Genomic DNA, 16,137 nt, shown 5'->3' with positions numbered 1-16,137 from the left:
CTAGCTGGATTTAAGAACTTCAAGAAGAAGGATTAATCGTTAGATTTAAATCTAGATACATTCAGACCTAGTCTGGTTAGCTATAATTTAAGAATTATTGCTAAAAAACACCTCATCCAATTTGATGGGGTGTTTTTATAATGAAAGACTCTAAAGTTAAGTTTTTAAAGGGAAATAGCTACAATTTTAGGCCTAAGACGTGTATTATAAAAGTTAATTATATTATCGGATATATACAAGATATTATTTGAATAGACAGGAGAACGATGGTGTCTTTAGAAATGAATAAGCATCCGTTAATCAAACGAATGTTATGGTCATGTTGGATTTTACTAATTTACATTTTTGGTCAGGAAATACCGTTACCATTGGTAAAATACCAATCACATATTCGTTCAGTTGTTAGTGAACCAATTCGGGCCGTTATTAGTGGATCAGGAATGTCAAACTATTCCATTTTTGCTTTGGGGATTGGGCCGATGATGATCGGTTTAATTGTGGCGGCTTTTGCGATGCAAAGTAAGGTCTTAGGCTTGAATCGCTTACCATCCAAATATAATGATCGGATCCAGATGATCATTACGATTTTAATTGCTTTGGCCCAAGCATATGTTTCAGTACGGAATTTTAAATTAACTAGGCCCGGCTGGGAAACAGAATGGCAAGTTATTTTGGTAATGGTTGCCGGAGCTATGATGATCATGTGGCTATGTAATATGAATGCCAAACTAGGCTTAGGCGGACCGATGATGATTATTATGGCAAATGTCATGGTGTCCTTGCTAAGGACTGTTTACAATTCTCGCCGCCTGATTACGGGAGGCCTGGAAACGTGGATCATTGTTATTATTGGTTTAGTTATTCTTGTAGTTGTGATTATTTCAATAACTCTTTTGATGGACCGAGCAGAATACCGGATCCCGGTGATTCGTTTAGGGATTAATAATCAGTTTGTAGACAAATCATATTTACCAGTTAAATTATCACCAGCTGGTGGGATGCCAGTAATGTTTGCGATGGCGATTTTATCGCTTCCCCAGTACCTCTTTCGTTATCTAGCGCAGGCTTATCCACACAATGCAACTTTTGCTTGGTGGAATGATAATTTGGTTTTATCCAAGACGGCTGGGGTCATTACTTATATTATTATTCTATTTCTCTTTTCAATTGCCTTTGCTTTAATGAATATGGATCCAGAACAGTTGGCTGAAGATTATCAAAAATCAGGTGATTATATTCCGGGCTTTCGTCCTGGACGTGCCACAGCTCACTATCTTCGTGGGGTGATTGTTCGCTTTTCGATCATTGGTGGAATTTTCATTACTCTTATTGCCGGGCTACCATTGATTTTTGCGATTGATCGTCCGCAATATGAAACCCTAATGATGTTCCCCGGCAATGTCATGATGGCAGCCTCCTTTGCTATTCTGATGTTAGATCAAATTGATGTCATTTTGGTCCATGGTAAATACGATTCGATTTTATAGAGTGAGGGAAATTTATGAATTATTTTATTCCATCTTGGTATGGGGATCATCCTCACCAATGGGGGAGTCCTAGCCAAGAATTTCAATGGGGTTATCACGTAATGGAGTTTGATGACACCATTAATCAAGTTCGGATGTTTGAACGATCCCAAATGCCAGCAACGATAGTGACATTGAGTTATTTTCCAAGTTTACGCCACCTTTTTCATCGACAAGATTTGATGAAGGTGGAAAGCTTAAATTTCTTTGATCAAATGCAAGGGATTCCAGATAATTTACCCACTATTGAAATTAACTATCGCGAGTGGGATTGGCCGCTGGATTGCGAATTTGTCCATTCGGGACAAGGAACCTATGTTTATCAAGGAAATCAAAAGTATGCAGTGATTCACTATGGGATTGAAGGCAATATTATTGCGGTTGAAAGATTTCGCGATGGTGAACTTCAAAAAAATTTAATTTTTGATGATCGGGGATTTTTATCAAGCATTGAATATTATCAACATGGTCAATTAACTCATCATGATTTTTTGATGGTCAATGGGGCGGTAGCCTTTCGCTTGCTAGCTGATCAAACCGTCATGGTAATGTCACCAGAAGCATTACCAATGAAAAAGTCGGTGTATCAAAACTTAGAGGCGATGCTCAATGAAGGCTTAGGTGAATTTGCCGACCATCAATTACAAGCCGATGATCTAGTGGTATTTGCTTCCAACGAGCAACATAATCAAATCGTAATTAATAATTGCTCTAAAGCCAAACTAATCATGTCCTTTTTTGAAAATCGAAATCAAAATATTACGAATGACGAGGTTTCACAAGCCAGCCAAGCCAATCTATTAGTCGTGAATGCGGATTTTCAAAAAGATCAACTTAATCAATTAGGCCTCGATCGAGTGATCGTCACGCCCCCTTTTGATTCACGTTTAAATTTAGGGACAAGTATGCAGGATGAACACTATAAGATCTTGCTATTGGCCGATCAAATCAATGATCAGGAACTCTATACTAATTTAATTAAAATCTTTCAATTCATGGAGCAAAATGAACTGATTGATCTAATTGTCTGTACGATTCAAGATGATCGTTACGCCATGGTGAAAAGTGCGATTGAATATTTAGTTAAAAACCATGAATGGGAATACGACTATCAATTTGATGTTAAAGAAGAGGATCGAGGAGAAAACGACTTGGATGATGACGATGACCTGGATGAAGATCTAAAGGTCGAACGAAAGCAAGTCCGGTATGTTGATTTTGTGGGAATCTCTTCAGAACCGCACTTGATGGAAGTGATTGATCCAATTCGAGTCGTAATTGATCTTGCACCGCGGCCCAATAGTTATTTACAAATTGCGGCCATTTCAGCTGGGATTCCGCAAATTAATACTGTAAAAACCAGTTATGTGGTTAGTGGTAAGAACGGTTTGATTTTAAACGATGAGTTTGATTTAACCGCCGCCCTCCATTTCTATTTAGATGGTCTGAAAAATTGGAATGAGGCGCTGGTCTATGCGGTAGAAAAGATTGGTCAATACACGAGTGGCAAAATTGTTAATGATTGGCTAACGAAAGCAGGAGAATAATGGATAATTTTGTATTAATTAGTCACCATGACCAAACCAGCCAAGCCCCAAGTGACGATGATAATGTACGCTGGTTGTGGGCAGCACCGGGAACAGTTGGTCAACTTGATCGGCGTCTGAAGGCAGAAAATAAAGCAAAAAAAGAATTGCTTTATCGCGGTTTTAATGGGGGAGCCTTACTACTGGCGATGCCCACTGATGAAGATTTGGTAATTTTACAGAAAAACCTTGATGCCTACCGGGTGTTCGCGATTCCGGAGCTTTTTGAGCAAAAATTAAGCCCAGCCGCCCAATATTTCATTACAAGCAAATTAGTGACCAAATTAACCGGTAAGAGTGTCGCAGAAATGTTAGAGTGGCTAACGGAACGGTTATATGGCGGGCAGACTGGTATCAAGTTATATACGAACGCGATTGAAGTCGCACCGACTTATCATGGCAGGATCAACTACCAAGGAGGTACTGGCGTTGAAATCGAAGATGATTTTGGTGACCAGTTTGTACCGATGTTTACCTGGCGTTGGAATATGTATGTGGACCCCCATCGTACCTTGGAATATTGGCCAGAATATGAGAAGGATGCCGGGATTGAAGTCAAACTTGGTATTCGACAGAATGTAGGTTATGAAGACCATCCGGTTACGGTTTTTAGTGAAGATGAGCTAAAACAAAGCGTTAGGATTTCAGGAATTCCAGGACAGAGTCAAATGAGTGCGACCCTATATATTAAGGGACGCGGTAAAATCAAAGTCGGACCGCTTCACTATCGTTGGTCACGGTTAGGGTTAGGAGAATTCTTCCCTGGTGGCGAACGGATTGTTGATGCTAACCGCCAAGAGATTGATGTTTACTTTAATCCAGGTGATTTAACGCCGCCCCTAAATATTTATTTTTCGGGTTATCGAATGGCAGAGGGGTTTGAAGGATTTTATATGATGCGGTCCTTCAAAAAACCATTTATGTTGATCGCCGACCCTCGGGTTGAAGGTGGGGGGTTTTATGTTGGATCGGAAGAATTAGAAGAACGTATTATTCAAAAAATATACGAAAAACTAGATTGGTTAGGTTTTGATCACTCCCAGGTAATTACTTCTGGAATGTCGATGGGAACTTTTGGTGCTATGTATTACGGAGCCCAATTAGGCGCTCATGCCATTATTCTGTCGAAACCGCTCGCTAGTATCGGTAACATTGCCCTTAATGAAGGACGTCAACGTTTTGGTGGTTTTCCAACTTCGCTAGATGTCTTACAAGCGAATGGCCCTGATCAAGACCCGCAACATGATGGGATGACCAAAGCAAAGGCAATGAATCAAAAATTTTGGGATGTGATTGATCACGCGGATTTAACTAAGACACAGTTTGCGGTTGGCTATATGGAGCAAGATGATTATGATACGACGGCGTTTCGAGATTTAATGCGTCATATTAGGCAAAGTCATCAACGCGTTCACGTGATTTCGAAAAGTTATCCCGGACATCACGGAGATATGAGTGCACAATTAACTAGCTGGTTTAAGCAACAATATCGCACGATTTTAAGGGAAGATTTTTAACCAGGAGGATTAGGGATGCAATCAATTTATTGGGATAATATCAGTAATCTTTTCTGGTCTGGGATTGCTGGAGATCTGCGTTATATTTCCCAAACGGGTTATTTATATTCCGATACGACCTTGGATTCATCAGGGCATGCCTATTGGTTCGGATCAACTATCCGGCGTCTTGCTAAGGATCAATGGTATTTTCGAAATGATTTGTTACCAGCTGGGGAAGTGATTTATAAGTGGGACTTATTATTTGCTTACCCGATTGGGCGAGCCTTCCCGCGGTTACCATTGTTAACCCCAGGGCATCGCTACCAATTAAGATTACATGCTGATATCGATGATCCGACCACTATCTATCTGCGGATGATTACCTATGATTTTCAAGGTAAACTCATTAAAAATCAGATGATTAATGGGATGGAAGGAGAAGTGACTTATCAGGAAAAAGCTTATAATTATACCTTAGAATTAATCAGTGGTGGCTGTACCGAACTAACCTTTGAGCGGATTGATGTAGTTGATGTTACAGATCTAGCAGAAGATGCTTACCTGTTAACGGATCAATATTGCCAAGCGCACCATCAAGAACTCATCGAACAAGAAGCTAAGCAACGGTCCATCATTAATCAAGCACTGTAAGGAGGTGGCAAAGTGTCAATTATTGATCGTTTTGAATTGTCGCGAATTCGTCGGATTTTAAAACAAGTTAATTCCTATGCAGATCAAATGGCCGCAATGACTGATGGTCAATTAAAGGACCAAACACGAAAGTTTAAAGCGCGATTGGCTAAAGGTGAGACCTTAGATGACCTGTTGCCAGAAGCCTTTGCCACAGTTCGAGAAGCTGATAAGCGGCTATTAGGGATGTTTCCGTTTGATGTGCAGGTGATGGGGGCGATTCCGCTTCATCAGGGAGCCGTTGCGGAAATGAAAACCGGTGAGGGGAAGACCTTAACGGCTACCTTGCCGATCTATTTGAATGCCTTATCAGGAGAAGGGGCGATGCTAATAACGCCTAATGAATACCTGGCCCGGCGGGATGGCGAAGAAATGGGCGTGGTCTACCAATGGCTTGGCCTCACGGTTGCCGTGGGTTTCCCAAAAACTAGTGATAAAGAATGGAAACCGGCTCAAAAACGGGCTGTTTACAATAGTGACGTTATTTACACGACCAATGGGACGATTGGTTTTGACTATTTGATCGATAATTTAGCCTCTGACGAGGAACATAAATATATGCGTCCCTTTAATTATGCGATCGTGGATGAGGCGGATGCAGTTTTGCTAGATTCAGCGGTGACGCCTTTAGTTATTTCTGGTGCTCCCCGGGTTTCGTCGACTTTTATCGGGGTTGCGGATGAAATTATCTATACCCTCATTCGTGATGTTGATTACGAAATGGACGAAGAAGAAGATAATGTCTGGTTAACTAATCAAGGGATCGATAAGATCGAAAACTTTATGCAAATTGACGATTTGTTTGATGGTCACCATAAAGATCAAGTTCGTTCCATTGAATTAGCCTTGAAGGCCCATTTTCTCTTTGAAAAAGATGAAGATTACGTTATTAATCAAGATAATGAAGTTTCTCTTATGGATAAGGGAAATGGTCGGGTCATGCAAGGGATGAAGTTGCAAGCGGGTCAGCACCAAGCAATTGAAATGAAGGAACAAGTAGACGTTACCGATGATACGCGAGCAATGGCCACAATTACCTATCAAAACCTCTTTCGGATGTTTAAAAAACTATCGGGGATGACAGGAACCGGGAAAGTGGCTAATCAAGAATTTATTGAATCTTACTTTATGAAGGTAATTCAAATTCCAACTCGCAAACCCGTGATTCGTAAAGACTATCCGGATCAAATCTATACAACCCTTCCTGAAAAACTACAAGCTTCCTTAGAAGAGGTTAAACAAATTCACGCTCTTGGCCGGCCCATCTTGCTAGTGACGGCAACCGTAGAACTTTCGGAAATTTATTCTGAATTATTACTCCGGGAGCACATTCCACACAGCGTGTTAAATGCGCGAAACGCGGCGAAAGAAGCGATGATCATTAAAGAAGCGGGCCAATTAGGGGCAGTGACCGTCGCCACCAATATGGAGGGGCGAGGAACTGATATTAAATTAGGTCCGGGCGTTAAAGAACTAGGTGGCCTGGCGGTGATTGGTACTGAAAAAATGGCTAGTAAGCGGATCGACCAGCAACTACGTGGTCGGGCTGGTCGTCAAGGCGATCCAGGATCCAGTAAATTTTTCATCTCCTTAGAAGACGAGGTTGTGATTAAATATGGAGCCCATTGGGTTCATCGCTATTATGATCGTCATGAAAGTAAGCGAAGCATGAATGCGCCCAAGCGTTTACGTCGCGGGAAATTCCGCCGGGTTATTAACTATGCGCAAGAAGATAGTGATGCCTCGGGAGCTCAACAACGGGCCCAGTCCTTAGAGATGGATGCTAGTTCTCAAATTCAACGGGAGTTAGTTTACCAACAACGGAATGACATTATTTTTGGTGAGGGTCAAGTTGATTTTGATCCCGAACAACTTTTTCGCGATGAATTTAATTTATTTTTTACTGAACATCAGCCGTTGACGATGGATCAATTAGATCGGTATATTTTAGATAACATTACTTATCAGTATTTCGATGCTCCACAGGGAATTGACTTGGCTAATCGCAAGCAGGTTGTCGATTTCTTAATGCAATTAGCTGATGAAGAGATGGCTGCAAAAAAGCAAGAATTTGCCACCGAAGAAGAACAAGATCGGTTTATTCGGTTATCCTTATTAAAGGCAATTGATGAATGTTGGATTGATGAGGTCGATGGACTAGAACAATTACGCCAAATTGTGGTCGCGCGCCAATTTGCCCAACGGCAACCAACCTTTGAATATCATAAGGAAGCCGAACGAGCTTATCGACAGATGAAAAAGGAAATTCGTCATATGGTCCTCAGATATTTATTGTTAAGCACCATCATAACCGATAAAAAAGGGAAAAAGGATATCTATTATGTCTAAGAGATCAAGCTTAGGAACCCATGATGATGGGGATCCGTTAACGAATGATGCAATGGAGCGCCTCGATAAGGTACGGTATGAATTTAAAGAACCGGATAAAAAGAAAAAGCGACGACGGATTATTGCTCCTTTCATGTATATTTTGATGATTTTTGTCATGGTGATTGGGCTGATTATGTCACTAGTCCAAATTATCTGGAAGTAAAGGGAGAAAGAGATGACGGTTTACGATATTAATCAAGGAATCGGTTGGGCCAGCAGTGGGGTTGAGTATGCACAGTTATACCGGAGCCAGGTTTTCCAACGAATTGGCGTTGATGCCAAATTTGTTTTTACGGATTTTATTTCCAACGAAAACATTGAACATTTTACAGCTCAGATGGGCTTTCAAGATGATCAAGTTATCTGGTTGTATACCTACTTCACCGACTTTAAAACGGCGCCAACCACCTTTACCGTAGAAGATTTGTTAAAGGCATTTCGCAAAGCGCCAGTGGAACAAAAGCAATCTGCGAACACCCAAAAATTTTATTTTAATGATGGAACTTGGGCCACGGCTTATTTTAAGCGGGATTCAGATCAGATTGTTGATCGAGTCGAATATGTATCGGGTAATAATTTGATTCGGAAAGATTTTTATAGTTATGGACGTTATATGACGGAATACTACGCGCCTAAAGATAATGCGGCGCGTTTGTACCTGCGGCGTTTTTATAATGTTGATGGTTCAATCGCATATGATGAAATTGTCAATCCAGGACAAGCTTCCATGTTTAAATTTAAGGATCAAATCATTGATTCTAAGGCAGAGTTAATTTCCCATTTTATGCGATCTTTACATTTATCGGCTGAGGATGTCGTTTTAATTGACCGGGCGACAGGGCAAGCGCAACAAATTTTGGAAAACAAGGGGTCCGCAAAGGTCGGAACAATTGTTCATGCAGATCATTTTAGTGAGCCGAATACCAATGACAATACGATTTTGTGGAACAATTATTATGAATATGAATTCCAGCACTATCAAGATATTGATTTTTATGTTACCGCTACGGATGCCCAAAACCAGTTACTGCAAGCGCAATTTACGAAGTATAACCAAGTCCATCCTAAAATTTATACAATCCCAGTGGGTAATTTACCGGAATTAAAAACGCCGACAGCCAGTGGACGCCGACCATATAGTTTAGTGACGGCATCTCGGTTAGCATCGGAAAAACATGTTGATTGGATTGTCCGGGCAGTTGCCAAAGCCCATGCTGTCTTCCCTGAAATCACCTTAGACATATATGGGACGGGTGGCGAACAAAGCAATATTCAAAAGGCCATTGACCAAACTAATAGTGGCGATTATGTTTCCTTGAAAGGACACCAGGACATGACGGATCAGTATCGTGATTATGATGTCTACGTGGCTGCCTCCACGAGTGAGGGCTTTGGTTTGACCTTGATGGAAGCCGTTGGCTCTGGGCTAGCTATGGTTGGGTTTGATGTTCGCTATGGTAATCAAACCTTCATTGATAATAATCAAAATGGGATTTTGATCCCTTACACCCTTAATCAAAGCGCCCAAGTTTCCATTGACCAACTGGGCGATGCCTTGATCAAACTGTTTCAAGAGCCTAATTTCGATCGTTTCCATGAGCGCTCATATGAAATTGCAGGTGAATATTTGACGGAACGGATTGGGCAGCGGTGGCTACAATTACTAACAGAGGTAAGTGCACATGATTAATCTATTTGACAACTATACAACCGAGAGTCGTGACCTCCATATTGCCATGTTGATGAGTGATCATCGTCAGGAAACGGTGGTCATTAACGATGATGGATATTTGCCAGATGATGTTGTTTCCCCCTTAATGTATTTCTTTAAGCATGCGGGAGCTAAATTTGAAGGTCGTCCCCGCTTCTTTAATCAAATTGACCTACCACGTTTTTGGGAGATTGAAGCCAATGCTCAAGAAGGGAAGGTCATGGATAAAGGGGTTCAGCGGGGGCGCATCACTTATCATCGCACCGATAATGAGCGGCAAGTGAAGACTGTTGAATGGTTCGATCGGCAGGGAAGGACGACGGTAATCGACCGCTATAATCAATGGGGATGGAAATTCGCCATCACTACCTTAGATGCTGACGGTCATTATGCGATGACTACTTACCTTACACCGGATGGATTTGAAGTCCTAGTTGAGAATCACTTTACAGGTGACATTATTTATAATCACAATCATCAAGGTGATTTCTCGCTTTTTAAAAATCGAACTGAAATGGTGAAGTACTATCTGGAGCATTCCGGATTAGCGGTGGATCGGATCATGTACAATACCCTCGCGGATGGCTTCCAGGTTACCGAAAGTATGGCCCAGTCGACGCACGATAATATTTTATTTTGGCAAGAGCCCATTACGGATTCGGTTCCAGGAAATATGACCTATTTATTAACGAAGGCGGAACCGAATACTAAGATTGTCGTTCAACATCGATCAGCTTATGATCGGCTGATGGAACTTTTGCCGGCTGATCAGCGCGACCAGGTGACCTATCTTGGCTTCATTTATCCTTTCCGGCGTCAAAACCAACAGCGGCCAACGGCAGTTACCTTCACTAATTCCGATCAAATGGAACAATTAGAAGCCTTGGTTAAAACCCTGCCACAAGTGACCTTTAATGTGGGAGCCTTAACGGAAATGTCAACGAAACTCCTGAGCTTTGATCAATATGATAATGTCAATTTATATCCACAAATTTTGCAAACGGATGTGGATCGACTGGTTCAAGAGGCTGATCTATACCTTGATATCAATCATGGAAATGAGATTTTAGATGCTAGTCGGACTGCTTTTGAAAATAATATGCTGATTGCAGGTTTTGACCAAACGGTTCATAACCGTCGCTTTACCTCACCAGAGCATATCTATCAACCGGACCAAGTAGAAGATTTAGTTCACTTGATAAATACAGTCTTAGAGGATGGCAATGCCTTGGAAGATCAATTACAAGCGCAGTGGCGACATGCAGGAGAAGAGACAGTCGCACATTATAAGCAAGTGATCGGATAAGCGGGTTTAACTTTGGTAGTTGTGCATGATCACATTACCCAATTAATTAGTACAGGAACAGTGAGGTAAAGACATGAATTACTGGGTGACGGAGCCAAATGCCTCTTTGGAAAGTGGCTATCCCTATTGGAACGAAGGCGCAAGTGGGAAAGCGCGCTTTGATGTGGCGAACGGTATTAAAGAGGTATTAGATGCCAATAAATTGTATACCTACGTTTACAATTGGCCTGAAGAACCCGAAGACTATTTTGGTCGTCGCTTTGATGGCTTGTTAGGCGGGGCCAAACGTGATGATATCTTCTTTATCCAATGGCCGTTAAGCTATACTTCTGATGAATATGTTCAACACCTTTATGATCGAATTAAAGGTTTAGGGGGCCGGATTGTGACGGTGATTCATGATCTTGATTCTTGGCGTCACCCCATTAATTTTAATGAACAACGGCTCCAAAATGTTTTAGCAAACTTAAATCAAAGTGATGGCATCATTGTGCATTCAAAGCCGATGCAGGAGCGTTTAGAACAAGATTTTCGCGCCCATGGTCTGGAACATCAACCGTATTTTGTCATTTTAGACTTATTTGGTTTTCAAACGGTACGTAATCAGTACGATTGGCAACATCCTTTTAATCGTGAAATTGATTATGCGGGGAACTTGGTTAAAGCCCAGTTCATCAAAGCACTATCGACGGATTTGAAATTTAATATTTACGGTCAAACCGATGCGGCTGACCTGTCTGATCAACAACGTCAGAACATTAAATTTCAGGGTAGTTACGATCACGAAGCAATTCCCCAGGTGTTGACTGGTTCTTTTGGCTTGGTTTGGTCGTCTGATTCTTATCCGGGAGTGACCGGACTAACTGGCGAATATGAGCGATATAATGCACCACATAAGGCGTCCATGTATTTAGCAGCTGATGAACCACTCATCGTTGCGCGCCAGGCGGCGATTGCCCCCTTTGTTGAAAAACACGGGATTGGCTTAGTTGTAGATGATTTAAGTCAGTTAAAGGAAGCTATTGATCAGCTTTCTGAAGCAGAATATCATGAAATGGCAGAACGAACCCACCGGATTGGGAACCTGATTCGGCAGAATTTCCCAATTAAACGGGCAGTGATCGAAATGATTGCTAAATTGGAATGGAATTAGCGAGGAAGAACAATGAAACGGCTAGCGATTGCGTTGGTAGGTAATTATGGTTACCTGAATCAAATCTTGACGACCGTTAAATCTGTCTTATGGCATCATCAGGCAGTAGATATTTATATCTTAAATCCAGATATTCCCCAGGAAGTATTTGCCCAGCTGAATCAGCGGTTAGCGACCAGTAATCACTGTATTCATAACGTTAAAGTTGATATGAACGAATTAGCGGGCACGGCGAGTTCTTTTGAACGGATTTTAAATGTGGTATACGCCGAATTCATGATTCCTGAGCTTGTGGATGAACAAAGGGTTTTATACCTTGATAGTGATGTGATCGTTGATGGGGATTTGACGCCCTTATTTAAGATGTTGGAACCAACTGATATGCTTCTTGCGGCTAAAGAACGTATTTCTGATATTGAACAACAGTTTAACTCTGGCGTGATGTTGATGAATGCGGACCGCTGGCGGCAAGAAAAACTCGGCCAACAATTATTAACCTACGCTCGGGATCACCGTGAAGAACTACGTAATGGTGATCAAACGGTGGCCAACAATTATTAACCTACGCTCGGGATCACCGTGAAGAACTACGTAATGGTGATCAAACGGTGGTCAATGCCGTGCTTGGTGATCGGATTCGGGAGATTGAGGCTGGTCAATATAATTATCAAATCGGGGCTGATTATGTCCAGAGTTTGCATCAAGTGCCGTTAGCGGATGTCGATCGTCAACCTGACCATGTGATTTGGCATTTTACGACGGATGACAAGCCCTGGAATGAATTTTCAATGGGGCGCGGGCGGCAGCTCTGGTGGGACTATGCTAATCTGGAATGGAGTGAAATTGTCACTCATCAAAGACCAGCGGCCGATGCTCCGGAGTACCAACTTAAATGTATGATCTTTACGCAAAGCGGTGTGGTTGATGACTTGGAACGGTTAATTCAGGAATATCCACAAATTAAGTTCACTATTGCGGCATGGACCGATATGTGGTTTGGCTTGACTAGGCTCCAAAATTATACGAATGTTCGCTTGCTGCCGAAATTTATTAGCTATCAATTAAGAGAACAAGCCTTAGCAAATGATGTTTTCTTAGATATTACCCCATCAGGTGAGCAACAAATTATTGATCATTTTAAAACGCTTGATAAACCGGTTTTGTCTTATCACGGGTTGGCGAATCATTTTACGACCTATGAGCAATTCTCAGATGCTTTACGTCAACTTGCACATTTACCAAGAGTAGTGCAACCAGCCGGTTTAAATGGCGTTTATTTGCGGGTCAAGCCCTTAGAAGCGTCTTTGGATTATATCCTCCAGCATCATTGTTCGGTTGCTCGCTTTGGAGATGGAGAATTTTTGATGATGCGTGGATATTCAATTCCATACCAATATTACGTTCCGGAATTAGGGCGTCGGTTACGGCGGTTAGCTGGCCGAACTAGTGATGATCAGTTCATGGTTTGTATGCCGGACGTCTTTGAACGTCCAGATCGGTATACCACCGATATGTGGAATTTTTGGCAAGGCGTCGATTTGGGAGTGGTTAAAGAATGCTGTACGGCTGATTGGTATGGGAGTACCTTTATTTCACGGCCATACATTGACCAAGCTGATAAGTCACGGGCGGGAATTGCTTTTGATAAGTTAAAGCGACTTTGGCAAGATCAAGATGTCTTGATTGTTGAGGGATCAACCACTCGCTCGGGAGTGGGAAATGATTTATTTACTGGGGCGAAGTCGATTCAGCGAATCATCGCTCCGTCTCACCACTGCTTTAATATTTATGATGAGCTACTAGAAAAGGTAAGCGAACAAGCGCAAGACCGGTTAGTCTTATTAATGTTAGGTCCTACGGCAAAAGTGTTAGCCGAAGATTTGGCCCAAGCTGGTTTTTGGGCGATTGATATTGGCCACTTGGATTCTGAGTATGAATGGTATCGGATGGGTGCTCAGACAAAAGTAAAACTAGCTAATAAGCATACGGCTGAATTCAATCTTGATGAAGGTATTGAGTTTGCCGATGATCCAGGATACCGTGCCCAAATTGTTGCCGATTTATCTGGTGAAGATCGAGTTTAAATTAGTGGAGATACTTTTAATTTATAGGGAAATGCTATAAAATTAAATAGATTGTTAACTAGTCAAAATTAGAAAGAGGTATTTGATTAATGGCTAAATTAGTTTTAATCCGTCACGGACAAAGTGAATGGAACTTAGCAAACTTATTTACTGGTTGGGAAGACGTAGATTTGAGTGAAAAAGGGGTTGCTCAAGCTAAAGCCGCTGGTAAAGCCATCAAGGAACATGGTTTAGAATTTGACTATGCTTACACTTCTGTTTTGAAGCGGGCTATCAAGACTTTACACTATGCTTTGGAAGAATCTGACCAAATGTGGATCCCAGAATTTAAGACTTGGCGTTTGAACGAACGCCACTACGGGGCTTTGCAAGGTAAGAATAAAGCGGATGCTGCTGAAAAGTATGGTGACGAACAAGTTCATATTTGGCGTCGTTCATATGATGTTTTACCACCATTGTTGAGTGCCGATGATGAAGGATCAGCAGCTAAGGATCGTCGTTATGCAAATCTTGACCCCCGGACTATTCCTGGTGGAGAGAACCTCAAGGTTACCTTAGAACGGGTTATTCCTCTTTGGGAAGATGAAATCGCACCGAAATTATTGGACAACAAGAACGTGATTATTGCTGCCCACGGTAACTCATTACGGGCTTTGAGTAAGTATATTGAAAATATTTCAGATGAAGATATCATGAACCTTGAAATGGCAACTGGGGAACCAGTGGTTTATGACTTCGATGAAAAATTAAATGTCCTTAGCAAGGATAAGTACCCAGTAGACTAAGCATTTTAACTTAATCTTAAAAAACGTGTCCGTGTGGCACGTTTTTTGTATATAAAATGAATTTTGGTAGCAGAATTTGTGGGATGTTCACAAAAACGCTGGTATTCTGCCAAGTCTTTGGTATGATAGTGCTATTGATGGAAAAAACAGAAGAGGAGTAGTCAATGAGTAATTTAAATCACGTTTCAGTAAAGGGCTTTTATGGTCAACTAAAGACTTTATTGAAAAATAAACAATACTGGTCAGCAGTTTGGCCCGCTGCCTTATTCACTATTATTTTTGGCTTGTTATATATTGTCACGGCTGGGATTGGGCTGTCATTTTTAGGAACGGTATTCACTTTTATCACCCAATATATGATGTACATTATGTATGGCTTGATTTCGCCAATTTACATTTTAATGTACTTAATTCCTAGCGTTGTTGGTTTCGTAGCTGCATTTTTTGTTCTATATTGGTATACCTTTATTTTGGTATCATTTATGTACAGTTATCAAGATGTATTACGTGAAGAAAGTGACCATGTCACGGTTGCGACGATCTGGAAACACTTCCGCCACTTACGGAAAAATCAAATTTTACGAATCTCTTTATACCAACAATTGTTTACTTTCTTATGGATCTTACCATTTGAAATTATCAATTTAATTTGGGGTTCTAACGCCTACATTTCTGGTGCCATGAACGTATTGATTCTATTAGTTGCTTTATGGAAAACACTTCAATATGCGCAAAGTTACTTTTTATACCGGGAAAAACAACCAGCTTTTGTTGGTCAATCAATGCGGCATGCATTAACTGGTAGTAAGCGTTATATGTATGGCTTGAAGTTTAACTACCTTTGGATTGAGTTGTTGTATGGTTGCCTCCCAGTGGCCGTATGGAGTGCAATTTTTGGTGGGTTAGCTTATTACGGTGCATATACTGCGACAGATGTTTGGTTATACCTTGGTTTAGTATTAGTGGCCTTAGGAATTCTATTTTACTTACCAACCCTATTAACGATTCCAGCAGTTTATTTTGAAACTTCCAAGAAAACAATTAAGGTGGATACCTTATTTGAAGAAACTTTTACTCCAGTAGAAATTTTAGCAGGACAAGCCTTTAAAGAAGACTACCAAGCTCCAAAGAGTGAAAATAAAAAACGTTTTAAGCTATCCTTCAAACGGAAGCAGAAATAAATGAAAGTCGATTGAATCTAAATGGATTCGATCGACTTTTCTTTTTTGAAAAAGTTGATATTTATGGTTGACCTCATTTGGAGTTCTTGGTATATTATATGAGTTGCTTCAAATGCTAACTTGTTATTTAAAAAAGAGTGCAAAAGTTGTTGACAGCTATTTGGCTCTGTGATATTATAATATAGTTGCTTTTGCAGCAAGGTAGATCTTTGAAAACTGAATATA

At 41.1% G+C, this 16,137-nt stretch carries 13 protein-coding genes; all 13 read left to right on the top strand.

What is annotated here, in order from left to right:
- Positions 1–269: 269 nt before the first annotated feature.
- The 13 genes from secY2 (at position 270) to FC60_RS08475 (ending at position 15,912) form a co-directional block, all read left to right on the top strand.
- Positions 270–1,487, top strand: a complete 1,218-nt coding sequence (gene secY2, locus FC60_RS08535) for an accessory Sec system protein translocase subunit SecY2 (protein WP_235806115.1) — start codon at positions 270–272, stop codon at positions 1,485–1,487.
- 14 nt (positions 1,488–1,501) lie between these two features.
- Positions 1,502–3,073, top strand: a complete 1,572-nt coding sequence (gene asp1, locus FC60_RS08530) for an accessory Sec system protein Asp1 (RefSeq protein ID WP_056937959.1) — start codon at positions 1,502–1,504, stop codon at positions 3,071–3,073.
- Positions 3,073–4,629 carry an accessory Sec system protein Asp2 gene (gene asp2, locus FC60_RS08525; protein WP_056937958.1) on the top strand — a complete coding sequence of 519 codons (1,557 nt, stop codon included), beginning with the start codon at positions 3,073–3,075 and terminating at the stop codon, positions 4,627–4,629. Before asp1 ends, asp2 begins: the two co-directional genes overlap by 1 nt.
- Positions 4,630–4,644: 15 nt before the next feature.
- Positions 4,645–5,262, top strand: a complete 618-nt coding sequence (gene asp3 / locus FC60_RS08520; RefSeq protein ID WP_056937957.1) for an accessory Sec system protein Asp3 — start codon at positions 4,645–4,647, stop codon at positions 5,260–5,262.
- A 12-nt stretch (positions 5,263–5,274) separates the two neighbouring features.
- Positions 5,275–7,650, top strand: a complete 2,376-nt coding sequence (gene secA2 / locus FC60_RS08515) for an accessory Sec system translocase SecA2 (protein WP_056937956.1) — start codon at positions 5,275–5,277, stop codon at positions 7,648–7,650.
- Positions 7,643–7,855 (top strand): hypothetical protein, encoded by a 213-nt coding sequence (locus FC60_RS08510; RefSeq protein ID WP_040467725.1) that lies wholly within the window; start codon positions 7,643–7,645, stop codon positions 7,853–7,855. The genes secA2 and FC60_RS08510 overlap by 8 nt, the downstream gene beginning before the upstream one ends.
- Before the next feature lie 12 nt (positions 7,856–7,867).
- The gene (gene gtfA, locus FC60_RS08505; RefSeq protein WP_056937955.1) at positions 7,868–9,382 is read left to right on the top strand and encodes an accessory Sec system glycosyltransferase GtfA; all 1,515 of its coding nucleotides are present in this window, start codon (positions 7,868–7,870) and stop codon (positions 9,380–9,382) included.
- The gene (gene gtfB / locus FC60_RS08500; RefSeq protein ID WP_056937954.1) at positions 9,375–10,709 is read left to right on the top strand and encodes an accessory Sec system glycosylation chaperone GtfB; all 1,335 of its coding nucleotides are present in this window, start codon (positions 9,375–9,377) and stop codon (positions 10,707–10,709) included. Before gtfA ends, gtfB begins: the two co-directional genes overlap by 8 nt.
- Positions 10,710–10,782: 73 nt before the next feature.
- Positions 10,783–11,862: a glycosyltransferase gene (locus FC60_RS08495; RefSeq protein WP_056937953.1), complete on the top strand. Its 1,080-nt coding sequence runs from the start codon at positions 10,783–10,785 to the stop codon at positions 11,860–11,862.
- A 12-nt stretch (positions 11,863–11,874) separates the two neighbouring features.
- A complete protein-coding gene (locus tag FC60_RS08490) occupies positions 11,875–12,423 on the top strand; it encodes a glycosyltransferase (protein ID WP_056937952.1) in 549 nt (182 codons plus the stop codon).
- A gap of 47 nt (positions 12,424–12,470) precedes the next feature.
- Positions 12,471–13,946, top strand: a complete 1,476-nt coding sequence (locus FC60_RS08485) for an SP_1767 family glycosyltransferase (protein WP_056937951.1) — start codon at positions 12,471–12,473, stop codon at positions 13,944–13,946.
- 89 nt (positions 13,947–14,035) lie between these two features.
- On the top strand, positions 14,036–14,731 hold the full coding sequence (locus tag FC60_RS08480; RefSeq protein ID WP_007121589.1) for a 2,3-diphosphoglycerate-dependent phosphoglycerate mutase: 696 nt from the start codon (positions 14,036–14,038) through the stop codon (positions 14,729–14,731).
- A 164-nt stretch (positions 14,732–14,895) separates the two neighbouring features.
- Entirely contained in the window at positions 14,896–15,912 is a 1,017-nt protein-coding gene (locus tag FC60_RS08475) for a hypothetical protein (protein ID WP_056937950.1), read from the top strand.
- Positions 15,913–16,137 lie beyond the last annotated feature (225 nt).

The sequence above is a fragment of the Limosilactobacillus gastricus DSM 16045 genome (genome assembly GCF_001434365.1).
Taxonomy (GTDB): domain Bacteria; phylum Bacillota; class Bacilli; order Lactobacillales; family Lactobacillaceae; genus Limosilactobacillus; species Limosilactobacillus gastricus.
Note: the sequence above shows the minus strand (reverse complement) of the source record. Positions and strands in the feature narration are given on the sequence as shown.